The organism is Variovorax sp. OAS795 (genome assembly GCF_040546685.1).
Lineage (GTDB): Bacteria > Pseudomonadota > Gammaproteobacteria > Burkholderiales > Burkholderiaceae_C > Variovorax.
In genome coordinates, this window is the sequence record NZ_JBEPOH010000001.1 from 634,242 (window position 1) to 656,404 (window position 22,163).

A 22,163-nucleotide genomic window follows, 5' to 3' on the forward strand; every position below is an offset into this window, starting at 1 on the left:
CCTCTCCCCTCGGGGAGAGGGCAGGGGTGAGGGTAGGCGGCGTCCCCACGACAAGCTGCCGCACCCTCACCCTGACCCTCTCCCCAAGGGGCGAGGGAAAGGAGAAAAACATGGACATGGCCGTTGAAGCCGGGATCATCAAGCAGCACCTGATCGACCCCGAGATCTGCATCCGCTGCAACACCTGCGAGGCCACCTGCCCCGTCAACGCGATCACGCACGACGACAACAACTACGTCGTGCGGGCCGACGTCTGCAATGGCTGCATGGCCTGCATCTCGCCGTGCCCCACGGGCTCGATCGACAACTGGCGCACGATGCCGCTGGTGCGCGCCTACTCCATCGAGGAGCAGCTCACCTGGGAATCTCTGCCTGCCGAGCTCTCGCCCGAAGAGCTCGAAGCCGCGGGCGTGTCCGCCGAAGCGGCCGGTGATGCCGCAGCCGATGTGCCCGCGCAGACCCAGGCCCAGGCCGCCGTCGATTCCGTCGAGCCGGTCTTCAACTCCGCGCAGTACGGCGCCACGGTGCCGCCCTGGTCGGCCGCGCACGCCTACACCAACCTCTTTCCGCCCAAGTCGCCGACGACCGCGACCGTGGTCGGCAACTTCAACTGCACCGAGGCCGGCTTCGACAGCGAGACACACCACATCGTGCTGGACTTCGGCGTGGTGCCGTTCCCGGTGCTCGAAGGCCAGTCGATCGGCATCGTCCCGCCGGGTGTCGACGCCATCGGCAAGCGCCACCATGCGCGCCAGTATTCGGTCGCGAGCCCGCGCAACGGCGAGCGGCCCGGCTACAACAACGTCTCGCTCACCGTGAAGCGCGTGACCGAGGACCACCAGGGCCAGCCGGTGCGGGGCCTGTGCTCCAACTACGTCTGCGACCTGAAGGTGGGCGACACGGTGCAGGTGGTCGGGCCGTTCGGCTCGTCCTTCCTGATGCCGAACCATCCCAGGTCGCACATCGTGATGATCTGCACCGGCACCGGCAGCGCACCGATGCGCGCCATGACCGAATGGCGCCGGCGCCTGCGCAAGAGCGGCAAGTTCGAAGGCGGCAAGCTCATGCTGTTCTTCGGCGCGCGCACCCAGCAGGAGCTGCCGTACTTCGGGCCGCTGCAGTCGCTGCCGAAAGACTTCATCGACATCAACCTCGCGTTCTCGCGCACGCCGGGCCAGCCCAAGCGCTACGTGCAGGACCTCATGCGCGAGCGCGCCGCCGACCTGGCCGCGCTCCTGAAAGACGGCGCCAGCCACTTCTACGTGTGCGGCCTCAAGAGCATGGAAGAAGGCGTGGTGCTCGCGCTGCGCGACGTTGCGAAGGAAGCGGGGCTCGACTGGGACACCGTCGGTGCCGCATTGAAGCGCGAAGGCCGCCTGCACCTGGAAACCTACTAGGCTGCGGCGAATGCAGTTCGCCGACTTCCACGCGGGCCAGGTCATCGAGGCCGGGCCCTATGTCGTGTCCGAGGCGGAGCTGATCGGGTTCGCAGAAGCCTACGACCCGCAGTGGTTCCACACCGACCCCTCGGCCGCGGCGGGCAGCGCCTTCGGGGGCCTCATCGCGAGCGGCTGGCACACCTGCTCGATCGCGATGCGCCTGGTGGTCGACGCCGCGCTCAGGGGCTCGGAGTCGTTCGCCTCGCCCGGGCTCGAGCATGTGCGATGGCCGCATCCGGTACGGCCCGGCGATGCCTTGCGGCTCGTGGCCGACGTGATCGAGGCGCGGCGTTCCGAAAAGCGTCCCACGCTCGGCATCCTGCGCTGGCGCTGGCGGCTTTTCAACCAGCGCGAACTCATGGTGCTCGACCTGGAGGTGACGAGCCTTTTCAGGCTCGAGGCGCCCGGCCCCGTTCCGGAATGAAAAGAAGCCCGCAGCGCGCGGGCACTGCGGGCTTCATGGGCCGCCAGGGCGGAAGTGCCTTACTTCGTCAGGTCGACGGTGCCCGAACCCTTGGCCTTGCCGCTGGCCTTCACGCCGGCACCTGAAGGCTTCACCGCACCGCCAGCCGAGCCCACTGCGCCCGTCGCGCTGTTCAGCGTCCCGCCCACGGTGTTCGTGACCCCGCCCACTGCATTGGTGGCGCCACCCGCGGCGCCCGTGGCACCGCTCACAGCCCCGGTGGCACCGCCGACCGTGTCGGTCGCCTTGCCCACCGCACCCGTTGCACCGCCCACCACGCCGCCCAGCGTGTTGCCCAGGCCGCCTGCTGCGCTGCCGGCGTTGCCGCCGCTGGGGGACGTGCCGGCGGTGGCCGCGGTGCCCGTACCGGCTTGCGCGCCGGCCTGGGCAGGGGCGGTCTTGACGGCACCCGAGGTGTTGACATCGGCATTCACGCCCACGCCCACCCCGACGCCTTGTGCCTGTGCGAAGCCGCTCATGGCAAGAAGGCCCGCGAGCAAGGCGCCGACGACGATGGACTTGTGTTGTTGTTGCTGCTTCATAGGTGACTTTTCCTTTCGTTTGAAGATGGCCAGTCGCCTGGCCCGAACCGGCTTGGGGCCAGTTCGGGTGCTACCGTGACCATGCCGGCACCTGTCGCCATGTGCGAAGCAGCCGCTCACTCGCGTGGGACGCCTCCGTCGGCGAAAACGGAAGCTCGTGCGTTAGGGCGCCGCAGGTCGAAGCCCGGTCCGCCGGAAAGGCCCGAAAATCACTCTATAATCGGAGTCCTGAAATGCGGGAATAGCTCAGTTGGTAGAGCGCAACCTTGCCAAGGTTGAGGTCGAGAGTTCGAGACTCTTTTCCCGCTCCACATTTCTTGCAAAAGGCCACCTCACCGGTGGCCTTTTTCTTTGGGGACGCGTCAGCCTTGTGGCGTCCTGGCCGGCAGCACGGTGCCGCGGCTCTCGCCGAATCCGATGCGCGCATGTCCGGGCTTTTCGCACCAGCCGCGCAGCAGCACGGCATCGCCGTCTTCGAGAAATCCGCGCTGTTCGCCGTTGGCCAGCGCGACAGGGCTTTGCCCGGCGCGCGTGAGCTCGATGATCGCGCCGGCCTCGCCCGGTCCGGGCCCCGAGATGGTCCCGCTGCCGAACAGGTCGCCCGGGTTCAGCTTGCAGCCGCCCACCGTGTGGTGCGCCACCATCTGCGCCACGCTCCAGTACTGGTGCCTGAAGCTCGTTTGCGAGAGGCGCGAAGGCCCGTTCCCTTCATTGCGCGCCTTCTCGCTTTCCAGCCACACCTCCAGGCGGATGTCGATGGCGCCGCCTTCGCGGTTCGCCGCGCTTTCCAGGTAGCCGAGCGGCTGGGGCTCGTTCGCGGGCCGCGTCCAGGCCTGGCGATAGGGCGCGAGTGCTTCCATCGTCACGATCCATGGCGAGACGGTCGTCGCGAAGTTCTTTGCCAGGAAGGGCCCGAGCGGCGCCATCTCCCAGAACTGGATGTCGCGCGCCGACCAGTCGTTGAGCAGGCAGATGCCGAAGATGTGATCTTCCGCGTGCGCGAGCGGAATGGGTTCGCCCGCCGCATTGCCCTCGCCGATCCAGATGCCCAGCTCCAGCTCGTAGTCGAGCCGCGCGCAGGCCTGGTACGTGGGCGCCTTCGCGCCCGGCGCCATCGTCTGGCCCATCGGCCGGTGAAAGCGCTGGCCGCTGATGCCGATGGTCGACACGCGCCCGTGGTAGGCCGTCGGGATCCAACGGAAGTTGGGCGTGACGTCGCCCTCGGGATTCATCAGGCGGCTGATGTTCAGCGCATGGTCGATGGAGGTGTAGAAATCGGTGTAGTCGCCGATGCGCGCGGGCAGCGTGTATTCCACCTCGGCTTGCGGCACCAGGCACTCGCGCACCGCGTGCACCGTGGCTGCGGGTGCATCGGCATGCAGCAACGCGAACACCGCATGGCGCAGCGCCTGCCACGCGCTGGCGCCGAGCGCGAAGAAATCGTTCAGCGCCGGCAGCGCGGCGGCACGTGCGGCATCGAGTGCCAGGCCATCGAGCAACTGGCGCGCCGACAGCGCCGCCATGTCGAGCACCTGGTCGCCGATGGCGATGCCGCCGCGAAACGGCTCCGGGCTGCCGGCGCGGCGAAACACCGCATGGGGCAGGTTCTGGATCGGGAAGTCGGTCGCTACGGCGTTGGCGGCATCGAGCCAGCTGCGGGCATTGGCGTCGTGCGTGGGGTTGAGCGCGATCATCTGTGTCGAGCCTTCCCTGTTCAGGCCGACGCCATCAGCGCATCGTCGAAGATCGCGACCGCGCGCGTCCAGCCCGCCGATGCGCCACGAATCTTGTGCGGAAAGCAGCTGATGAAGAAGCCGGTGGGCGGCAGCACCTCGAGGTTGTGCAGCTTCTCGATGTGGCAGTAGCCGATGTCGCGGCCGGCCTTGTGCCCTTCCCAGATCAGCGAGGCGTCCTGCGTCTCGCCGTACTTCTTGGCGGTGTGCACGAAGGGCGCATCCCAGCTCCATGCATCGGTGCCCGTGAGCCGCACGCCGCGCTCCAGCAGGTACATGGTGGCTTCATAGCCCATGCCCGCGCCGGCCGACACATAGTCGGCGTTGCCGTAGCGCGAGCCCGCGCGCGTGTTGACCACCACGATCTCCAGCGGGCTCAGCGTGTGGCCGATGCGCTGGAGCTCGGCCTCGACGTCGGCGGCGGTCACCACGTAGCCATCCGCAAAGTGGCGAAAGTCGAGCTTCACGCCGGGCTGGAAGCACCATTCGAGCGGCACCTCGTGAATCGCGATGGCGGGCTTCTTCTCGCCCAGCGCCTTGTCCATGGTCGAGTGGAAGTGATAGGGCGCATCGAGGTGCGTGCCGTTGTGCGTGGACAGCTGCACCAGCTCCACGGCCCAGCCTTCGCCGTCGGGCAGGTCTTCCTTCTTGAGGCCGGGAAAGAACGGCTCGATCTGCTCGTAGGTCTGCTCGTGCGTGAAGTACTGGATCTTCGGCGCGAAGGCCGGCGGATCGGACAGCACGTCGTTTTCGAGAAAGATCGAGAGGTCGACGAATTTGCGTGGCATGGGGGCTCCTTGCAGGATGGGAATGTGAAGGTTCAGGGCTGCTGCCAGCGCAGCAGCCGCCTCTCGGCCAAGGCCAGCAGCGCGTTGCTCGCGAAGCCGATGAGCCCGAGCAGCACAATGCCGGCGAACAGGTCGCTGGCGCGAAACGCGCGCGCCGCGAGAAGAATGGCCTGGCCCAGGCCGCTTTGCGAAGCGATCATTTCGCCCACCACCGCGACGATCAGCGCAATGGTCAGCGCGAGCCGCATGCCGGCCAGGATGTCGGGCATGGCATTGGGCAGGCCCATCTTCCAGACGAAGGCCGCGCGCGACATCTGAAGGCAGCGCGCCACTTCCGACAGCCGCGGCTCCACGGCCGCGAAGCCGTGCACCGTGGCCAGCAGCACCGGCCACATCGCGCCGAAGGCCACCACGAACAGCACCATGCCGGGGTTCAGCCCGAAGATCGAAATGGCCAGCGGCAGCAGCGCCGAGGCGGGCAGCGGACGGATGAATTCGAGCGTTGGCTGCACCCAGGCGCGCACCGCGGGCGACACGCCGATGGCAGCACCCAGCAGCACGCCGAAGAGCGAGGCCAGCAGCCAGCCCTGCACCATGCGGCCGACCGTGGCCTGCGTGAAGGCGAGCAGTTCGCCGTTGCCCGAACCGCCTGAAAGATTGAGCCCGTCGAGCAGGCTCGCGAAGGTGGCTTGCGGCGTCGGCAGGAACACGCGGCTCACCCAGCCTGCATTGCTGGCCACCCACCAGAGCGCAACCAACGCGCACAGCACGGCCAAGGAGCCGAGCCAGTTCAGCGCGCCGACACGGCCCTGCGCGTTCATGGTTGCACTCCCATGCGCCGCGCGACCACGCGCTGCAGCAGCAGCATGCCGGCGTTGACCGCAAAGCCCACCACGCCGATCCAGCCCAACCACGCGAGCATCAGCGCGGGATCGAAGCTTTGCTGCGCGATCATCATCGCGTAGCCCATGCCGTTGGGGTTGGCCGCGATCTCCACCGTGACCGCCACCACCAGCGCCACCGCCACGCCCAGCCGCAGCGCGACGAACAGGCGCGGCACGATGGCCGGCAGCACGATCTTGAAGGCACGCTCGCGCGCCGAGAGGCCGAGCACGCGGCTCACCTCGAGCAGCCGCGGTTCGATCTGCTGCACCGCCGACTGCACCAGCACCAGGAGCGGCCAGAAGGTGGCAAACGCGACGATCGCGAGTTCCATGCGCACGCCAAATCCGAACGTGAGCATCGCGAGCGGAATCAGCGCGACCGAGGGCACGGGCCGCAGCACTTCGATGGAGAGGGAACCGAGCTGCGCCGCGCGGCGCGACAGCCCGAGCACCAGGCCGAGCGCAATGCCGAGCACCGCGCCCAGCAGCAGGCCGAGCGCGGCCGTGCCGAGCGTGAAGCCCGTGGCCTGCCACAGCGAGCCGTCGAGCGCCGCGCCGACGAAAGCCTTGGCGGCCGCACTCGGCGGTGCGAGCGCATCGCTGCCCAAGGCGGACGCGCGGCGCGCATACCACTCGAAGGCGGCGATGAGCACGGCCGGAAAGATCCACGGCCGCAGCCGGCGAAAGAGGCCGCGTTCAGTCATGGCCCTGCTCGATGAAGGCGAACAGCTCACGCCGGAGCTGCAAATACGCCGGATGCTCCTTCGTCGTGAGCTGGTCGCGCGGGCGCGGGATCTTCACGTCGATCATCCGCGCGAGGCTCGGCCGTCCCGGCCCCGGGTTGGCCTGCAGCGCGATCACGCGGTCGCCGAGGTAGATGGCCTCTTCGAGATCGTGCGTGACGAACAGCACCGTGAGTCCCGTCTCGCGCACCAGCCGCGCGAGTTCGTCCTGCAGGCTCTGCCGCGTGAGCGCATCGAGCGCCCCGAAGGGCTCGTCCATCATCATGAGCTCGGGGTTCTGCGCCAGGCAGCGGGCGATCTGCGCGCGCTGCTGCATGCCGCCCGACAGCTGCACCGGAAACTTCTGCGCGTGCTTCGCAAGGCCCACCTTGCCGAGCACGTCGGCAATGCGGGGCCCGCGCTCCGAAGCGGGCACGCCGGCGGCCTCGAGCGCCAGGCTCACATTGCCCTCGACCGTGCGCCACGGCAACAGCGCGCGGCCGTAGTCCTGGAACACGAAGGCCACTTCGCGCGAGGGCTCCAGCATCTTCACGCCGTTGCGCCGCACCTCGCCGGCGCTGGCGGTCACCAGGCCGCTGGCCGCGCGCAGCAGCGTGGTCTTGCCGCAGCCGCTCGGGCCGACGATGCAGACGAACTCGCCGCGCGCCACGTCGAACGACGTGGGCGACAGGATCTCGCGCCCGCCGAGCCGGATCGCAACGCCGTCGAAGCGAAGAAAGTCGGCGGCGGCGTTCACTTGACGATCAGCTTCGCGACGTCGATCGGGGTCTTGAGCATGTCCTGGTCCTTCATGAGCCCGACCCAGTAGCCCAGCTGCTTCTCGTTCACCATGGCGCCGGGCGGCGAGATCTGGATCTTCGCGAGCACCTCGGGCGGCAGCTTGATGTACTTGCCGATGGCGGCGCGCACCTTGGCATCGTTCTTCGGCTGCTGCATGAAGGCCGCGGCCTCGACCAGCGATTCGCGGAACGCACGCGCAGCGCCCGGGTACTTCGCCACCCATTCGCGCTTGGCCGCATGCACGATGGTCTGGTTGTTTTCAGGCAGGAAGGTGGAGTAGTAGGACGCCACGTAGCCGGCGCCGCTCTCGGTGATGCGGCTCATGAACGGGTCGGCCGAGACCACCGCATCGACCGAGCCGCCGCGCAGCAGGTCGGCATGCTGCGGGAACGACGCCTCGACGAAGTTGACCTTGCGGTAGTCCACGCCGCTGTCCTTGAGCCAGGCGCGAAAGGTCACGTGCAGGAACGCGCCGAGCCCCGGCACGCCGATCTTCTTGCCGACGCAGTCCTGCGGATTCTTGATGCCCGAGCCGGCGCGCGCCACCAGGCCGAAGCCCGTGATGGTCTTCGACGTGAGCCCGCCGCCGGCCACCAGCACCAGGTCGAGCCCGCCGTCCACCGCCTGCAGGAACACCGAGGGCGTCGGTCCGCCGATCTGCAGCGAATCGGACTGCAGCGCCGCGGGAATGGTCGAGTTGAGCGGAATGAACTTCAGCTCCACCTCGAGGTTGCGCTTCTTGAAGTAGCCCTCTTCGGCGGCCAGGAAGACCGAGGCGAAGTCGGACACGGCGGTGTAGCCGAACACGATCTTCGGATTCGCCTGTGCGCGCGAAGGCAGCGCCGAGGCGGCCGATGCGGCGGCCAGCGCCGACAGCAGGGTGCGTCTTTTCATCATGTCTTTTGTCTCCTGGAAATGGTTTTGCTTGGCGCCGCCTTGGGCCGCGGCAATGCGGCGCGCAGCCCACCGACGATGAAGTTCACGAGCATCGGCGCCGCGGCCGGATCGCTGCGCCGGTTCTCGCCGTGCGAGAGCCGTTCGATGCGGCTGTCGTTCAGGTGGTGCAGCAGGGCGCCGAGCGCGAACTGGTAGGCCCACGCCACCTGGCCGCGCGTGGCATGGGGCATCGCAAGGTGCAGCGCGTCGATGTAGGCCTCGGCCAGCGGATCGAAGTAGCCGCGCATCACTCGGTCGGCTTCCTCTGTCGCGTGGTAGAGCTCGCGCGCCACCAGGAGCGCGTAGTACTCGCCCTCTGCGCTGGCGCGCAGCGCGAGCACCGGCCCGGTGAAGGCCTCGATGATGCGCGGCAGCGTGCGCAGGTCGGCCGGGTCGATGCGCACCGCGCGAAGGCCCGCGAGCCGCTCCTCGATGGTGTGGCTCCAGTGTTCGAAGATCGCGTGGAAGAGCTCGTGCTTGGGGCCGTAGTAGTAGCCCACCAGCGCCAGCGGCACGGCGGCCTCTTCGGCGATCTGGCGGATGGTGACCGCGTGGTAGCCGTGCTGCGCGAAGAGCTTCTCCGCCGCCAGCAGGATGGCGTGGCGCCGGTCGGGCCGGGCCGCCTCGGTGCTGGCGGCCGCGGCCCGGTGGGGGCTTCGCTTGGCGGTGGGAGTGCGCGCATTCATGAGGCGTATTGAACGTCTGTACAAAACTATTGAACACACGTACAAACCCTGAGGTCAACCCCGATTGAGCGGGGCGCTGCGCGGCATTACGCTCGGCGCATGTCCGCCCCCAACATCCCCCAGATACGCCTTTACCAGGACTGGCTGCGCGAGCAGCGCGGCCTCTCGTTCGACACCTACGACGCGCTGTGGCGCTGGTCCGTGACCGACCTCGACGCTTTCTGGCAGAGCATCTGGGACTACGCGGGCATGCACTCGCCCACGCCGCACACCGCGGTGCTGGCCGACGCCCGCATGCCCGGCGCCCAGTGGTTCCCGGGCGCGCAGGTCAACTACGCCCGCGAGGTGCTGCGCCATGCCGATGCGGCCCATGCGGCCGGCATGCCCGCCATCGTGAGCGACAACGAGCTCGGCGAAGTGCGCGAGCTGTCATGGCCCGAACTGCGCCGCCAGGTGGCTTCGGCGGCGCTCACGCTGCGCGCGCTCGGCGTGAGGCGCGGAGACCGCGTGGCCGCCTACATGCCCAACGTGCCCGAGACCATGGTCGCGTTTCTCGCCTGCTCCTGCATCGGCGCCGTCTGGAGCGTGTGCGCGCCCGACATGGGCACCGCCGCGGTGGTCGACCGCTTCCGCCAGATCGAACCGACGCTGCTGATCGCCGCCGACGGCGTGCACTACGGCGCCAAGCCCATCGACCGCAGCGCCGTGGTGCAGGAGCTGCGCGGCGCGCTGCCCAGCGTGCAGAAGCTGCTGCTGCTGCGAACGCCCCATGCCGCGCAGCAGATCGGCGCCGATGCCGACTGGCACGATGCCATCGCGCGCAGCGATGCCGAGGTGGACGCATTCGAGCCCGAGTGGCTGCCCTTCGACCATCCGATCTGGATCGTCTACTCGAGCGGCACCACCGGCCTGCCCAAGCCCATCGTGCATGGGCAGGGCGGCATCATCATGACGATGTATGCCTGCGGCCTGCACAACGACGTCGGCGCAAGCTATGGCGCCAACAACTTCGGCGAGCGCTTCCACTGGTACAGCTCGACCGGGTGGGTCATGTGGAACTGCCAGCTCTCGGGCCTGGCCTTCGGCGCCACCATCGTCATCTACGACGGCCATCCGGCGGGCAGCAAGGAGAAGCCCGACTGGGCCGTGCTGTGGCGCTTTGCCGCGAGGCACCGCGTCACCTTCTTCGGCGCCGGCGCGGCCTACTTCACCAACTGCATGAAGGCCGGCGTGGTCGCCGCGGAATGCGGCGACCTCTCGCGCGTGCGCGCGCTCGGCAGCACCGGCTCGCCGCTGTCCGAAGACGTGCAGCGCTGGGGCACGGCGCAACTGCTCGCGGCGGGCGCCGACAGCGTGTGGTGGTGCAACATCTCGGGCGGTACCGACTTCTGCGGCGCGTTCGTCGGCGGCAACCGCGAGCTGCCCGAGGTGCCCGGCCAGATGCAGTGCCGCCAGATCGGCCACGCGGTCGAGGCCTGGAACGAGGACGGCAAGCCCGTCATCGGCGAAGTGGGCGAGCTGGTCTGCACGCAGCCCACGCCGTCGATGCCGCTGTACTTCTGGGGCGACGAAGGCAACGCGCGCTACCTGTCGAGCTACTTCGACACCTACCCCGGCGTCTGGCGCCACGGCGACTGGATCCGGATCGGCGAAGACGGCGGCTGCATCATCTACGGCCGCAGCGACGCCACCATCAACCGCCAGGGCCTGCGCATGGGCACCAGCGAGATCTACAGCGCCGTGGAGGCACTGCCCGAAGTGCTCGACTCGATGGTGGTCGATCTCGAATACCTGGGCCGCGAAAGCTACATGCCGTTGTTCGTGGTGCTTCGCCCCGGCGTGGCGCTCGACGACGCGCTGCGCGCGAAGATCAATGGCGCGATCAAGACCTCGCTCTCGCCGCGCTTCCTGCCCAACGACATCTTCCAGGTGGACGAGATCCCGCGCACGCTCTCGGGCAAGAAGCAGGAACTGCCGATCAAGAAGCTGCTGCTCGGGCAACCGCTCGAGAAGGTGGTCAACCGCGAGGCGATGGCCAACCCCGCGTCGCTGGGCTGGTACGTGGCGCTGGCCGAGCGGCGCGCCGCTCAGGCCAGCAGCTCGTAGAGCACCATGCGGGTCTGGCGCCCGCGCAGCTCGGCGTCTTCCTCGATGCGGCGCGTGCGCAGCCGTCCGCCCAGCGCCTCGAAGGTGGCTTCGGAGACCAGGGTCTGCGTGTTCAGCTGCTTGTTGATGCCTTCGATCCGGCTTGCCACGTTGATCACGTCGCCGAAGGCGGTGTAGGCCAGGCGGTCGTTCGAGCCCAGCACCCCCGCGATCACCACGCCCGTGTGGATGCCGATGCGGGTGCGGAACTCGGGCAGGCCTTGGGCGCGCCACCGGCCATTGAGTGCGGCCATTTCGGCGTGCAGCTGGAGCGCCGCGGTGCAGGCCTGGTACTCCGCGTCCTGCAGGTCGGCCGGTGCGCCCCACAGCACCATGATGCCGTCGCCGATGAACTTGTCGATCACGCCGCCGTGCTGCGCGATCACGCGTGCCGCCACGTTGAAGTATTCGGTCAAGAGGCCGACCAGCACGTCGGCGGGAATCGACTCCGAGATGCTGGTGAAGCCCTCGACGTCGGTGAACATGACCGTGATGCGGCGCGGCGAACCGCTGGGCGCGAGCGCGTGGCCTTCGGCGATCAGCCGGTTGATCACGTCCACCGGCACGAACTTGCTGAAGGCCTTGAGGCTGCGCGCCGATTCATCCAGCGCCTGGTCCAGGTGCTGGATCTCGAGCACCCGGCTGTGCTCGCGCGGCAGGTTGTCCAGTTCCAGCAAGCCGATGCGCCGCGCGATGTGCGACAGGTTCTCGACCGGCGAGGTGACGAGCTTGGACAGCCGGAGCGACAGCAGCAGCGTGGCGGCGAGGAACAGCACGGCCAGCAGCAGGCCCCAGAGCACGGCGCGCTGCAGGGCGCCCAGCAGCATGTCTTCGGGAACCCAGCTGACCAGCTCCCAGCCGGTGGACGGAATGCGCGAGGTCTGCACCAGGTAGCGCCTGCCGCCGTAGGCCATCGAGAAACTCGTTTCGGGCGGGCCGTCGGCGGCGCCGTCGGACAGCAGGTGGTCGCTCAAGGCGCCGAGCACGCCGTCCTTGGCCGGCATCAGCTGGCGCACCACGCCCGGCACGTCGCTGCGTGCGAGAACCTGGTGGCTGGCGCTCAACAGCGCGCTGTTGCCCTGGCCGCTGCTGCTGCTGAAGAGGCGCACGAATTCCGACAGGCGCCCGAGCGACACGTCGCCCGCCACGACCAGCGTGCGGCTCGCGCCGTCAGCCTGCGTGCGCCGGCTCGGCAGCGCGTAGGTCACGCCCAGTTCCTGCGCCGCGGCAAAGACATAGGGCTGCGTCCAGACGGGCCCGTTGGCCTTTCGCGCGCCGATGTACCAACTGCGCTGCGCCGGGTCGTAGCTGCTGCGGCGGGCCTCGATGCGCGTGGTGGCGTAGCGGTGCCGCGCGTCGTCCTGCACGGAGGATGGCGGCTTGAACTCCCACGTCTCGGTGGTGAACGACGGGCCGCGCGAAATCCGGCGCACCGCGGGCGCGGGGTAGCGCAGCACCATCAGCATCTGGCCTTCGTCGTCGGCCACGTAGGTGCTGTCGAGCTCGGGCGACTGCTGCAGCAGCGTCCACAACAGCTCGGCGGTCTGGTCCGCGCTCGGGCCCGTGGGCCGCAGCGTGGGGGAATCGCCCAGCGCGCCCACCACCGACTCGGTCTTGGCCAGGAACGCCAGCACCTTGTCCTCGGTGCGGTCGTGGTTGGCCTTGTGCGCCGAGCGGCCGATGTCGGACACCAGGCGCTGCGAACCCCAGTAGCCCAGCCCCACCAGCAGAAGCGATTGGCTCAGGGCGACGGCGCTCACGATCGTGCCCACGTCCACCCTGAAGCGGCGCGGTTTGCGAGTGGTGCCCGTGGGCGGTTGTGGCGATGTTCTTGTTGTTTCCACAAAAGCAAAAGGCGGCTTGGCCGCCCCGTCCATTTCGGTGGAAGTACCCTCGGTGAGGGATGCGGCGCCATTTTGCGCGACGCATCTGCCAGGTCTCTCGCTGCGGGCGCGTGCCGGCGCAATAACCAGCAACTTTTTGGCGCGACTGTGGAAGATTTCGCGTCGGCCCCGGCGCCCGGTCCGCGAACAGTCTTTTTCCGACGCTAGCGCGCGTCGTGAAAGATGATGCCCAGCGTATGGCGCCGCCCCGAGCGCACGCGGCTCACCCCGTGCCGCATCGTCACGCGGTAGGTGCCGCGCGTGCCCGCCACGGGCCGCTGGTTGACCGCGAAGATCACCGCCTCGCCCTGCGCGAGCGACACCACCTCGGCACGCGACTGCATGCGGGGCCGCTGCTCGGTGAGCACGAATTCGCCGCCCGTGAAGTCATCGCCGGGGCGGCTCAGCAATACCGTGAGCTGCAGCGGAAACTGCAGCTCGCCATACAGGTCCTGGTGGAGGCAGTTGTAGTCGCCCTGCCCGTAGCGCAGCAGCAGCGGCGTGGGGCGCGTCTGCCCTGCGGCATGGCAGCGCGCGAGGTACGCGGCGTGGTCCGCCGGACAGTCGGCCGGCTGGCCCATGGCCGCGGCCCATGCATTGGCAAGCGGCGCCAGGCGCGCGTACAGCGCGCTGCGCCATGCGGCCACTGCCTGCGGCAGCGGGTGGTCGAAGTATTGGTACTCGCCCTGCCCGAAGCCATGCCGCTGCATCACCACGCGGCTGCGGAAATGCGCGGGCTCGTCATACAGCGCCGCCAGCGCGAAGCATTCTTCCGGGCTGAAGAGCACGCCCGTGGTCGCAGCGCCGCGCGTGGCAAGCTCGGCTTCGATGCGGGGCCAGTCGAGCGCAAGGGCGCGTTGTTCGGGAGGGATCGTCTGCATGCCCGCAGTGTGCGGCGGGCGCGGCCGCGGCGCTCGCTGTTTCCGGACATGGGTGCCGTTCTAGCGCGCTACAGCCACTTTCCGCTGCCCGTCGGCATCTGGATCGTCGTCGCCGGGTCGCCGCTGTTCACCAGCGCGTCGATGCCGATGCTCAGGATCGAGATGAAGATGCTCGCGAAGAACGCGGTCCAGAAGCCCGAGAGCTTGAAGCCGCGCACCAGCGCGGCCACCAGCATGATCATCAGCGCGTTGATCACCAGCAGGAAGAGGCCGAGCGTCAGCAGCGTCAGTGGCAGCGTGAGCACGATCAAAAGCGGCTTGACGATGGCATTGGCAAGGCCGAGCAGCAGGGCGGAGATCACGAGCGCCGCGGTGCTCTCGAACTTGATGCCGCGAAAGATCAGGCTGGCCACCCACAGCGACAGCGCGGTGATGGCCCAGTGCACGAGAAAGGGAGCGAGGTTGTTCAGCATGGTGTGAGTGAGGCGCGGAAGACCGTCCGCGGGGCGTTGCGGACCATCATATCGGCAGCGTCTCAGGAAGCGCCGCGCCGTGCCTCGGCCAGCAGCCAGTCGCTGAACAATTTCAGCAGCGGCCGCTGGTCGGCGCGCTCGGGCGTCACGAGGTAGTAGTTGCGCTCGCCCGAGAGCGGCCGAGCGCAGGCCACCACCAGTTCGCCGCGCGCAAGTTCGTCGGCCACCAGCATGGTGGGCATCAGCGCTACGCCAAGGCCGTGCGAAGCGGCCGCGGCCAAGATGGAAAACAGCTCGTAGCGCGGCCCCCCGCGCGCATTGGGCGCATCGATCTGCTGCGCGTCGAACCACTGGCGCCAGCCGTCGGGCCGCGTGCTCTGCTGCAGGAGCGGCATCTGCGCGATGGCCGCGGGCGACACCGCGTTGCCCTTGCGCGCGGAGGTCGGCAGCAGCGAAGGGCTGCACACCGGCACCACGTCTTCGTGCATCAGCAGCAGCGCATGCGTGCCGGCCCAGTTCTCCACCTGCGCGGGCGTGCCGGCGTACAGCGCGGCATCGAACTCCGCATCGGCAAACAGGAAGGGACGGGTGCGCGTCTCGATGTGCACCACCACGTCGGGCTGCAGGGCCGCAAAGCCCTTGAGGCGCGGCATCAGCCAGCGCGTGGCGAAGGTGGGCACGGCCGCGAGGGACAGCGAGCCGCCTTCGCCCTGGTGCGCCATGGCGTCGAGGGTGTCGCGTTCCATGGCTTCGAGCCGCTTGGTGATCTGCCGCGCGTAGGCCGCGCCGCTGGCCGTGAGCGCCACGCCGTGGCGCGTGCGGCGGAACAGCGCCACGCCCAGGAACGCTTCGAGCGTGCCGATCTGGCGCGACACCGCGCTTTGCGTGAGCGCGAGTTCCTGCGCGGCGCGGGTGTAGCTCTCGTGGCGCGCGGCCGCGTCGAAGCACACGAGTGTCTGCAGGGGCGGGATCTTGCGGCGCATGTATGCCGCTAGTGTATGACTGGGACCACGCTGCTACCAATGGAAACGTATCCGCGGGCCCCTGCGAGATGTGCGTTGAGTGCATATCTGGGTGAGGATTCATCGTTTGCGCCCGGCCCCTCGCATGGCTAGGATCGACCCATTCCCCCTCTCTTTCGTTTTTCCCCCATACCGGAGACAGCCACATGGCCGCCAAAGCGCAATTCCACTGGGACGACCCCCTTCTTCTCGACCAGCAACTGACCGACGAAGAACGCATGATCCGCGACGCGGCCAATGCCTACTGCCAGGAGCGCCTCGCGCCCCGCGTCATCGAAGGCTTCCGCAACGGTGAAACCGACCCGGCCATCTTCCGCGAGATGGGCGCACTCGGCCTCCTGGGCCCGACGATTCCCGAGGAGTACGGCGGCCCCGGCCTCAACTACGTGGCCTACGGCCTGATCGCCCGCGAAGTCGAGCGCGTCGACTCGGGCTACCGCTCGATGGCCAGCGTGCAAAGCTCGCTCGTGATGGTGCCGATCTTCGAATTCGGCACCGAGGCGCAAAAGCAGAAGTTCCTGCCCAAGCTCGCCACCGGCGAATGGATCGGCTGCTTCGGCCTGACCGAACCCGACCACGGCTCCGACCCCGGCAGCATGGTCACGCGCGCCAAGAAGGTGCCGGGCGGCTATTCGCTCAGCGGCGCCAAGATGTGGATCAGCAATTCCCCGATCGCCGATGTGTTCGTCGTGTGGGCGAAGGAAGTCAGCGAAAGCGGCACCGTGGGCCCGATCCGCGGCTTCGTGCTCGAGAAGGGCATGAAGGGCCTCTCGGCCCCCGCCATTCACGGCAAGGTCGGCCTGCGCGCCAGCATCACCGGCGAGATCGTGATGGACGGCGTGTTCTGCCCCGAAGAAAACGCGTTCCCCGAAGTGCAGGGCCTCAAGGGCCCCTTCACCTGCCTCAACAGCGCGCGCTACGGCATCTCGTGGGGTGCGATCGGCGCCGCCGAAGACTGCTGGCACCGCGCCCGCCAGTACACGCTGGACCGCAAGCAGTTCGGCCGCCCGCTCGCGGCCAACCAGCTCATTCAGAAGAAGCTGGCCGACATGCAGACCGAGATCACGCTGGGCCTGCAGGGCAGCCTGCGCCTGGGCCGCATGAAGGACGAGGGCACGGCCTCGGTCGAGATCACCTCGATCATGAAGCGCAACAACTGCGGCAAGGCCCTGGACATCGCCCGCCTGGCGCGCGACATGATGGGCGGCAACGGCATCAGCGACGAATTCGGCGTGGCGCGCCACCTGGTGAACCTCGAAGTGGTCAACACCTACGAAGGCACGCACGACATCCACGCGCTGATCCTGGGCCGCGCCATCACCGGCATTGCCGCCTTCGCCAACTGAACGAGCGCATGAGCGCCGCGCCGGGCCGCCCCAAGCAAGCTCGCAACGCAGTGCGAAGCACGAAGGTACTCCAATGAGCAACAAGCCCGCGGCCCTGGACGGCATCAAGGTCCTCGATCTGTCCCGCGTGCTCGCGGGCCCGTGGTGCACGCAGATCCTCGCGGACCTGGGCGCCGACGTCGTCAAGATCGAGCGCCCCGGTGTCGGCGACGACACGCGCACCTGGGGCCCGCCGTTCATCAAGGACGCGGACGGCAACGACACCGACCAGGCCAGCTATTTCACCGCCTGCAACCGCAACAAGCGCTCCGTCACGGTCGACATGGCCACGGCCGACGGGCAGGCGCTGCTCAAGCAGATGGCGGCGCAGAGCGACATCGTCGTGGAGAACTTCAAGACCGGGGGCCTCAAGCAATACGGCCTCGACCACGAGAGCCTGCGCGCGGCCAACCCGCGGCTCATCTACTGCAGCGTGACCGGCTTCGGCCACGACGGTCCCTACGCGGAGCGCGCGGGCTACGACCTGATGATCCAGGCCATGACCGGCATGATGAGCATCACAGGCCGTCCCGACGGCGAACCCGGCGGCGGCCCGCTGCGCGTGGGCGTGGCGCTCACCGACCTGTTCACCGGTGTCTACGCCAGCACCGCGATCCTCGCGGCGCTGCAGGTGCGCGACCGCACGGGCGAAGGCCAGCACATCGACATGGCGCTGCTCGACGTGGGCATGGCCATCCTCGCCAACCAGGCCAGCGCCTTCCTCAATACCGGCAAGGCGCCCGAGCGCCAGGGCAACACGCACCCGAGCCTCGCGCCCTACCAGGACTTTCCGACGCTGGACGGCTCGATGCTGCTGGCCATCGGCAACAACGGCCAGTTCGCGCGCTTCTGCGAGGCGGCCGGCCACCCGGAGTGGGCGGCCGACGCGCGCTTTGCCAGCAACACGCTGCGCGTGAAGCACCGCGGCGTGCTCATCCCGATGATGGAAGAACTCACGCGCACGCGCACCACCGCCGACTGGGTCACGCTGCTCGAGGACAAGGCCGTGCCCTGCGGCCCGATCAACGACATCGCACAGGCCTTCGGCGACGCGCAGGTCCGCTCGCGCGGCCTGGCCATCACGCTGCCGCGCGATGCGGGCGACGGTATCCGGAGCATCACCGGCGTGGCGAGCCCGCTGCGCCTCACGGCCACGCCGCCCGTGCTGCGCCATGCGCCGCCCGCGCTCGGGCAGCACACGCGCGAGGTGCTGGCCGAATTCGGCATCGACGCCGCGCGCTTCGACGCGCTGCGTTCGGCGGGCGTGGTCTGAGGGAGAAGCGCGAGCCATGACGGACCCGGTGCGCAGCCCGCCCTTCTCGGTGCTGCGCATCGACCATGTCGTGCTGCGCGTGAAGGACGTGGAGCGCGCCATCGCGTTCTATTGCAGCGTGCTGGGTTGCGAGCTTGAAAAGCGCCGCGACGACCTGGGCCTTGTGCACCTGCGCGCCGGCGCGAGCCTCATCGACCTCGTCACGCACGATGGCCCGCTCGGGCGCCAGGGCGGCGCACTCGCCGGCAAGGAGGGCCGCAACGTCGACCACTTCTGCCTGCGCATCGAGCCCTTCGACGAAGCGGCCATCCGTGCGCTCATGGCGCGCCACGGCGTGCCGGTGCAGGGCGAGGTGCAGAACAACTTCGGCGCCGAGGGCCACGGGCCTTCGATCTACATCGCCGACCCCGATGGCAACGGCGTGGAACTCAAGGGCCCGGCGGGCGGCAGCGTCTAGCTAGCGCGCCCCAGGATCGCCACGCCGAACACCGCCACCCCGAGCGCGAGGTTCAGGCTCACCAGCTTGCGGACCATGTCGAGCCGCCCGGCCGCCACGGGCCACGCGCTTTCGTCCACGGCACGCCGCAGTGCCCTGAACACCGAGGCGCGGATGTACACATAGATGCCCGCCATCACGAGGGCGATGCCCATCATCGCCTCCACGCGCCAGTGCACCGTGCGGAAGCCGCCCATCGAAAGGATCATGGCCACGCCGGTCACGAACAGCAGCGTGACCGCCGCATCCACGCCGACGAAGAAGCGCCGCAGCGCCGCCGCCATGGTGCGCAGGCGCAGCGGCGGCTCCAGCGTGGCAACGGCTGCCGGGCGCACCGCGAAGTGCAGGGTGGCCATGCCGCCGACCCAGAAGGCCGCGGCGAGAAGATGGATGAAGAGCAGGATGACGTGGAGCATGGGGACCGATCAGAACACCGAAAGCCGTGCGCGCGCAATGTCCGACGCATTGCGTTGAAAATCGTGCTTCGCAGGCAAGAAAGAAAGGCGAGACCCACCATGACCCGCACCACCGCGCAAAAGCGCGCCGAGTTCCACGCCCTCCACCAGCAAGGCTGTTTCGCCATCCCCAATCCCTGGGACACGGGCAGCGCGCGCTACCTGCAGGGCCTCGGCTTCAAGGCGCTCGCCACCACGAGCTCGGGCCATGCGTGGTCGCACGGCCTTGCCGACGGTGCGCAGTCGCGCGACGCCGTGCTGGCGCATCTGCGCGACATCGTCGCCGCCACCGACCTGCCTGTGAACGCCGATTTCGAGAACGGTTTCGGGGCCGATCCGCAAGGCGTGGCCCAGAGCGTGCGGCTCGCGCTCGACACCGGCGTGGCGGGCCTGTCGATCGAGGACTCGACCGGCGATGCGGCGAATCCGCTGTTCGAGATCGGCGTGGCGGTCGAACGCCTGCGCGCGGCCCGCGGCGCCATCGACGCGGCGAGCGGCGACGCGCTGCTCGTGGGCCGCGCGGAGAATTTCTTCGTCGGCCGGCCCGACCTCGACGACGCCATCGCGCGCCTCAAGGCCTATGCGGAGGCCGGGGCCGACTGCCTCTATGCGCCGGGCATCCGCACGCGCGAGCAGATCGCGGCGGTGGTTGCCGCCGTGGCGCCCAAGCCGGTGAACCTGCTGATCGGCTGGACCAGCGAACTCACCATGCAGGACATCGCGGCGCTGGGCGTGCGCCGGGTCAGCGTGGGCGGCGCGCTCGCACGCGCGGCCTGGGGCGGCTTCGACCGCGCCGCACGCGCACTGGCCGAAGAGGGGCGCTTCGACGGCTTCGCGGGCGCGCTCCCGGGGGCGGATCTCAATGGGTTCTTCGGATCGTTCCCCGCATAGCACGCCCGCCGGTTCGATGGCCGGGCTGCTCGCGGAAATCCGCGGCTGCGAGGCCTGCGCCGCGCACCTGCCGCTCGGCCCTCGGCCCGTGGTGCAGGCCAGCGCCAGCGCGCGGCTCCTGATCGTCGGCCAGGCGCCCAGCATGACGGTGCACGCCACCGGCCTGCCGTGGAACGACAGGAGCGGCGAACAATTGCGCCGCTGGCTCGGCATCGACCGCGAGGTGTTCTACGACGCAGCGAAGGTCGCGATCATGCCGATGGGCTATTGCTACCCGGGCCGCGGCAGCAGCGGCGACCTGCCGCCGCGCCGGGAATGCGCCGAGCTGTGGCATGCGCGCCTGCTCGCGCAGATGAAGCGCATCGAGCTCACGCTGCTGATCGGCCAGTATGCGCAGCGCCACTTCCTGGGCGCGGCACGCAAGGGCAGCGTGACCGAGACGGTCGCGGCCTTCGCAGCCTACGCGCCGCGCTTCGTGCCGCTGCCGCATCCCTCGCCGCGCAACACCGGCTGGTTCAAGCATCACCCGTGGTTCGAAAGCGATGTGCTGCCTGTGTTGCGAGAAAGGGTCCGGAGCCTGATCGCGCCGTCTCAGGGCGCCACCGCGACCGAGGTGCCAGTTGCATCGAAGGGCCGCGCGGCATAGACGATGCGCCCGCCCACGACGGTCATCAGCGACACCGTCCGGCCGATGCGCTCCAGCGGCACGGTGAAGAAATCCTGATCCAGGATCGCGAAGTCCGCGAGCTTGCCGACCTCGAGCGTGCCGCGCTTCGCCTCGTCGAAGCTGAACCAGGCACTGCCCGCCGTGTAGAGCCGCAAGGCCTGCTCGCGGGTCGGGGTTTCGTCGGGCCCGCGCATCGGCTTGCCGCTCACCGTCTTGCCGTCGAGCATCCACTGCAGCGCAACGAAGGGGTTGTAGGAAGCCACGCGGTGTGCGTCGGTGCCCGCGCCCACGTTCACGCCCGCACGCAAGGCGGTGGCGATCGGCGGCATGCGGCGCGCCGCTTCGCCGCGCACCGCAAGCGCGCGATCGCCCTGGAAGTACATCGCGTCCTGCAGGGTCCAGCCGATGCCCAGCGCCTTCATGCGCGCCAGTGTTTCGGCAGAAGCGTCGTCGAGGTGCGCGATGGACCATCGCAGGTCCTTGATCGGCACCTCGGCATCGAGCTTCTGGTAGAGCGCGAGCAGATGGTCGACCGAGCCGTTCTCCTGCCAGTGGATGGTGACGGCGAGCCGGCGCATCGCCGCCCACTTGATGAGCTCGTAGAACTTGTCCTTCGCGGACGCGTCGGGAAAATTGTTGTTGTACATCGCGAGCGTCACGCGTTCGCCAAGGCCGTTGAACTTCAGCATGTCGTCGCCGAAACCCATCGGCAGCATCTGCGTCAGGTCGCGAAACTCCTGCAGCTCGGCGCCCGGCTTCTGCGCGAACACGCTGTAGGCCACGCGCAGCGTCAGCGCCTTCTCACGCCACAGCTCGAACAGCGCCGCATACTGCGACGGCGCGATGCTGAAGCCGCCGGGGTCCACCAGCCCGGTGATGCCGAGCCGGTTCAGCTCGCCGAAGAAGGCGCGCGTGCCGGCCAGGTTGTCGGCATAGGTCGGCTTGGGCAGCTTGTCGAACAGCGCCGAGATGCCGACGATGTCGCCCGTCATCCAGCCCGGCGCGCCATCGGGCGCGGGCTTCATGCCGGAAGGCAGCGTGCCGGCCGGAACGCCGAGCGCGTCGAGCGCCTTCGGTGTCATCACCACCGCTTCGTAGAAGAGCTGCACATAGACCGGATGGTCCGGCGCGGCCTCCTGCAACTCCGCCATGGTGGGGCGGCGGCGCTCGGCGAACTGCTGCTCGGTCCAGCCCCCCGCCACGATCAGCCAGCCGCCGGGCCGCGCACGCGCGGCCGCGCTGCGGATGCGCGCCATGGCTTCGGCAATGGTGCCGGCGCCGATCCAGTTGACCTCGGTCGAATAGCTCAGTGCCGCGCGCACCGCATGCATGTGCGAATCGATCAGGCCCGGGATGACGGTGCGCCCGCCGGCATCGACGGTGCGCGTGTTCGGGCCCGTGAACGGGCGCATCTCGCCGGCGCCGCCCACCGCCACGATGCGGCCGTCGCGCACCGCGATGGCCTGCGCGGTGGCCGGTGCGGCGCCGAGCGTGGCGATCTTCGCGTTGGCGACGACCAGGTCGGCCGGCTGTGCATGGGTCGCAAGCGGCAGCAGCAGGGTGGCCACCATGGCGGCCGAAAGAAGTGTGCGCAGCAT

The 22,163-nt window shown here is 68.9% G+C and carries 22 protein-coding genes and 1 tRNA gene; 9 read left to right on the forward strand and 14 right to left on the reverse strand.

The window, feature by feature from the left end:
- Positions 1-110: 110 nt before the first annotated feature.
- Positions 111-1,397 (forward strand): benzoyl-CoA 2,3-epoxidase subunit BoxA, encoded by a 1,287-nt coding sequence (boxA, locus tag ABID97_RS03125; RefSeq protein ID WP_354397101.1) that lies wholly within the window; start codon positions 111-113, stop codon positions 1,395-1,397.
- Between the two features lie 10 nt (positions 1,398-1,407).
- Positions 1,408-1,863 (forward strand): MaoC family dehydratase, encoded by a 456-nt coding sequence (locus ABID97_RS03130; RefSeq protein WP_354397102.1) that lies wholly within the window; start codon positions 1,408-1,410, stop codon positions 1,861-1,863.
- A gap of 59 nt (positions 1,864-1,922) precedes the next feature.
- On the opposite strand, the gene ABID97_RS03135 is transcribed toward ABID97_RS03130, so the two are convergent.
- Positions 1,923-2,444, reverse strand: a complete 522-nt coding sequence (locus tag ABID97_RS03135; protein ID WP_354397103.1) for an adhesin — start codon at positions 2,442-2,444, stop codon at positions 1,923-1,925.
- A 235-nt stretch (positions 2,445-2,679) separates the two neighbouring features.
- Between ABID97_RS03135 and ABID97_RS03140 the strand changes: the two genes are divergently transcribed.
- Positions 2,680-2,755: transfer RNA gene (locus tag ABID97_RS03140), tRNA-Gly, on the forward strand.
- A gap of 51 nt (positions 2,756-2,806) precedes the next feature.
- Here ABID97_RS03140 and fahA read toward each other — a convergent pair.
- Genes fahA through ABID97_RS03175 form a run of 7 tightly spaced genes read right to left on the reverse strand, consistent with a single transcriptional unit; the run spans position 2,807 to position 8,994 of the window.
- Entirely contained in the window at positions 2,807-4,138 is a 1,332-nt protein-coding gene (gene fahA / locus ABID97_RS03145; RefSeq protein ID WP_354397104.1) for a fumarylacetoacetase, read from the reverse strand.
- Between the two features lie 20 nt (positions 4,139-4,158).
- A complete protein-coding gene (locus ABID97_RS03150; RefSeq protein ID WP_354397105.1) occupies positions 4,159-4,965 on the reverse strand; it encodes a cyclase family protein in 807 nt (268 codons plus the stop codon).
- A 32-nt stretch (positions 4,966-4,997) separates the two neighbouring features.
- Complete coding sequence (locus ABID97_RS03155; protein ID WP_354397106.1) at positions 4,998-5,786, reverse strand: ABC transporter permease; 789 nt, start codon at positions 5,784-5,786, stop codon at positions 4,998-5,000.
- Positions 5,783-6,553 (reverse strand): ABC transporter permease, encoded by a 771-nt coding sequence (locus tag ABID97_RS03160; RefSeq protein ID WP_354397107.1) that lies wholly within the window; start codon positions 6,551-6,553, stop codon positions 5,783-5,785. The genes ABID97_RS03155 and ABID97_RS03160 overlap by 4 nt, the downstream gene beginning before the upstream one ends.
- Positions 6,546-7,328, reverse strand: a complete 783-nt coding sequence (locus ABID97_RS03165; RefSeq protein ID WP_354397108.1) for an ABC transporter ATP-binding protein — start codon at positions 7,326-7,328, stop codon at positions 6,546-6,548. Before ABID97_RS03165 ends, ABID97_RS03160 begins: the two co-directional genes overlap by 8 nt.
- The gene (locus ABID97_RS03170; RefSeq protein WP_354397109.1) at positions 7,325-8,269 is read right to left on the reverse strand and encodes an ABC transporter substrate-binding protein; all 945 of its coding nucleotides are present in this window, start codon (positions 8,267-8,269) and stop codon (positions 7,325-7,327) included. Before ABID97_RS03170 ends, ABID97_RS03165 begins: the two co-directional genes overlap by 4 nt.
- Positions 8,266-8,994 (reverse strand): TetR/AcrR family transcriptional regulator, encoded by a 729-nt coding sequence (locus ABID97_RS03175; protein WP_354397110.1) that lies wholly within the window; start codon positions 8,992-8,994, stop codon positions 8,266-8,268. The genes ABID97_RS03170 and ABID97_RS03175 overlap by 4 nt, the downstream gene beginning before the upstream one ends.
- A gap of 99 nt (positions 8,995-9,093) precedes the next feature.
- Here ABID97_RS03175 and ABID97_RS03180 point away from each other — a divergent pair, with 99 nt between their 5' ends.
- Positions 9,094-11,100: an acetoacetate--CoA ligase gene (locus ABID97_RS03180; RefSeq protein ID WP_354397111.1), complete on the forward strand. Its 2,007-nt coding sequence runs from the start codon at positions 9,094-9,096 to the stop codon at positions 11,098-11,100.
- Here the strand turns inward: ABID97_RS03180 and ABID97_RS03185 are convergent.
- The 4 genes from ABID97_RS03185 to ABID97_RS03200 form a co-directional block, all read right to left on the reverse strand.
- Positions 11,082-13,016 carry an adenylate/guanylate cyclase domain-containing protein gene (locus tag ABID97_RS03185; RefSeq protein ID WP_503012742.1) on the reverse strand — a complete coding sequence of 645 codons (1,935 nt, stop codon included), beginning with the start codon at positions 13,014-13,016 and terminating at the stop codon, positions 11,082-11,084. The two genes, ABID97_RS03180 and ABID97_RS03185, sit on opposite strands and share 19 nt — an antisense overlap.
- A gap of 170 nt (positions 13,017-13,186) precedes the next feature.
- Positions 13,187-13,903 (reverse strand): 2OG-Fe(II) oxygenase, encoded by a 717-nt coding sequence (locus ABID97_RS03190; RefSeq protein ID WP_354397113.1) that lies wholly within the window; start codon positions 13,901-13,903, stop codon positions 13,187-13,189.
- A gap of 68 nt (positions 13,904-13,971) precedes the next feature.
- Entirely contained in the window at positions 13,972-14,376 is a 405-nt protein-coding gene (locus ABID97_RS03195; RefSeq protein ID WP_354397114.1) for a phage holin family protein, read from the reverse strand.
- A gap of 62 nt (positions 14,377-14,438) precedes the next feature.
- Complete coding sequence (locus tag ABID97_RS03200) at positions 14,439-15,359, reverse strand: LysR substrate-binding domain-containing protein (protein WP_354397115.1); 921 nt, start codon at positions 15,357-15,359, stop codon at positions 14,439-14,441.
- Positions 15,360-15,544: 185 nt separating this feature from the next.
- On the opposite strand from ABID97_RS03200, the gene ABID97_RS03205 reads away from it, so the two are divergent.
- The 3 genes from ABID97_RS03205 to ABID97_RS03215 all read left to right on the forward strand — a co-directional run bounded on the left by ABID97_RS03205 (position 15,545) and on the right by ABID97_RS03215 (position 18,513).
- Complete coding sequence (locus ABID97_RS03205; protein ID WP_354397116.1) at positions 15,545-16,744, forward strand: acyl-CoA dehydrogenase; 1,200 nt, start codon at positions 15,545-15,547, stop codon at positions 16,742-16,744.
- 73 nt (positions 16,745-16,817) lie between these two features.
- Entirely contained in the window at positions 16,818-18,056 is a 1,239-nt protein-coding gene (locus ABID97_RS03210) for a CaiB/BaiF CoA transferase family protein (protein WP_354397117.1), read from the forward strand.
- A gap of 16 nt (positions 18,057-18,072) precedes the next feature.
- On the forward strand, positions 18,073-18,513 hold the full coding sequence (locus ABID97_RS03215; RefSeq protein WP_354397118.1) for a VOC family protein: 441 nt from the start codon (positions 18,073-18,075) through the stop codon (positions 18,511-18,513).
- On the opposite strand, the gene ABID97_RS03220 is transcribed toward ABID97_RS03215, so the two are convergent.
- Positions 18,510-18,968, reverse strand: a complete 459-nt coding sequence (locus ABID97_RS03220; RefSeq protein ID WP_354397119.1) for a CopD family protein — start codon at positions 18,966-18,968, stop codon at positions 18,510-18,512. The genes ABID97_RS03215 and ABID97_RS03220 overlap by 4 nt on opposite strands.
- A 99-nt stretch (positions 18,969-19,067) precedes the next feature.
- Here ABID97_RS03220 and ABID97_RS03225 point away from each other — a divergent pair, with 99 nt between their 5' ends.
- Complete coding sequence (locus tag ABID97_RS03225) at positions 19,068-19,898, forward strand: isocitrate lyase/PEP mutase family protein (RefSeq protein WP_354397120.1); 831 nt, start codon at positions 19,068-19,070, stop codon at positions 19,896-19,898.
- A gap of 16 nt (positions 19,899-19,914) precedes the next feature.
- Positions 19,915-20,544: a uracil-DNA glycosylase family protein gene (locus ABID97_RS03230; RefSeq protein ID WP_354397121.1), complete on the forward strand. Its 630-nt coding sequence runs from the start codon at positions 19,915-19,917 to the stop codon at positions 20,542-20,544.
- On the opposite strand, the gene ABID97_RS03235 is transcribed toward ABID97_RS03230, so the two are convergent.
- Positions 20,490-22,163, reverse strand: coding sequence for an amidohydrolase (locus ABID97_RS03235; RefSeq protein ID WP_354397122.1), 1,674 nt, complete (start codon positions 22,161-22,163; stop codon positions 20,490-20,492). The genes ABID97_RS03230 and ABID97_RS03235 overlap by 55 nt on opposite strands.

Excerpts from the sequence above, each read along its gene's own strand:
- ABID97_RS03195 (WP_354397114.1), bottom strand. The coding sequence starts at position 14,376 with ATGCTGAACAACCTCGCTCCCTTTCTCGTGCACTGGGCCATCACCGCG.
- ABID97_RS03130 (WP_354397102.1), top strand. The coding sequence starts at position 1,408 with ATGCAGTTCGCCGACTTCCACGCGGGCCAGGTCATCGAGGCCGGGCCC.
- ABID97_RS03135 (WP_354397103.1), bottom strand. The coding sequence starts at position 2,444 with ATGAAGCAGCAACAACAACACAAGTCCATCGTCGTCGGCGCCTTGCTC.
- ABID97_RS03150 (WP_354397105.1), bottom strand. The coding sequence starts at position 4,965 with ATGCCACGCAAATTCGTCGACCTCTCGATCTTTCTCGAAAACGACGTG.
- ABID97_RS03200 (WP_354397115.1), bottom strand. The coding sequence starts at position 15,359 with ATGCGCCGCAAGATCCCGCCCCTGCAGACACTCGTGTGCTTCGACGCG.
- ABID97_RS03205 (WP_354397116.1), top strand. The coding sequence starts at position 15,545 with ATGGCCGCCAAAGCGCAATTCCACTGGGACGACCCCCTTCTTCTCGAC.
- ABID97_RS03190 (WP_354397113.1), bottom strand. The coding sequence starts at position 13,903 with ATGCAGACGATCCCTCCCGAACAACGCGCCCTTGCGCTCGACTGGCCC.
- ABID97_RS03160 (WP_354397107.1), bottom strand. The coding sequence starts at position 6,553 with ATGACTGAACGCGGCCTCTTTCGCCGGCTGCGGCCGTGGATCTTTCCG.
- ABID97_RS03210 (WP_354397117.1), top strand. The coding sequence starts at position 16,818 with ATGAGCAACAAGCCCGCGGCCCTGGACGGCATCAAGGTCCTCGATCTG.
- ABID97_RS03215 (WP_354397118.1), top strand. The coding sequence starts at position 18,073 with ATGACGGACCCGGTGCGCAGCCCGCCCTTCTCGGTGCTGCGCATCGAC.
- ABID97_RS03180 (WP_354397111.1), top strand. The coding sequence starts at position 9,094 with ATGTCCGCCCCCAACATCCCCCAGATACGCCTTTACCAGGACTGGCTG.
- ABID97_RS03225 (WP_354397120.1), top strand. The coding sequence starts at position 19,068 with ATGACCCGCACCACCGCGCAAAAGCGCGCCGAGTTCCACGCCCTCCAC.
- ABID97_RS03230 (WP_354397121.1), top strand. The coding sequence starts at position 19,915 with ATGGCCGGGCTGCTCGCGGAAATCCGCGGCTGCGAGGCCTGCGCCGCG.
- ABID97_RS03235 (WP_354397122.1), bottom strand. The coding sequence starts at position 22,163 with ATGCTGCGCACACTTCTTTCGGCCGCCATGGTGGCCACCCTGCTGCTG.
- ABID97_RS03155 (WP_354397106.1), bottom strand. The coding sequence starts at position 5,786 with ATGAACGCGCAGGGCCGTGTCGGCGCGCTGAACTGGCTCGGCTCCTTG.
- fahA (WP_354397104.1), bottom strand. The coding sequence starts at position 4,138 with ATGATCGCGCTCAACCCCACGCACGACGCCAATGCCCGCAGCTGGCTC.
- ABID97_RS03185 (WP_503012742.1), bottom strand. The coding sequence starts at position 13,016 with ATGGACGGGGCGGCCAAGCCGCCTTTTGCTTTTGTGGAAACAACAAGA.
- ABID97_RS03170 (WP_354397109.1), bottom strand. The coding sequence starts at position 8,269 with ATGATGAAAAGACGCACCCTGCTGTCGGCGCTGGCCGCCGCATCGGCC.
- ABID97_RS03220 (WP_354397119.1), bottom strand. The coding sequence starts at position 18,968 with ATGCTCCACGTCATCCTGCTCTTCATCCATCTTCTCGCCGCGGCCTTC.
- ABID97_RS03175 (WP_354397110.1), bottom strand. The coding sequence starts at position 8,994 with ATGAATGCGCGCACTCCCACCGCCAAGCGAAGCCCCCACCGGGCCGCG.
- boxA (WP_354397101.1), top strand. The coding sequence starts at position 111 with ATGGACATGGCCGTTGAAGCCGGGATCATCAAGCAGCACCTGATCGAC.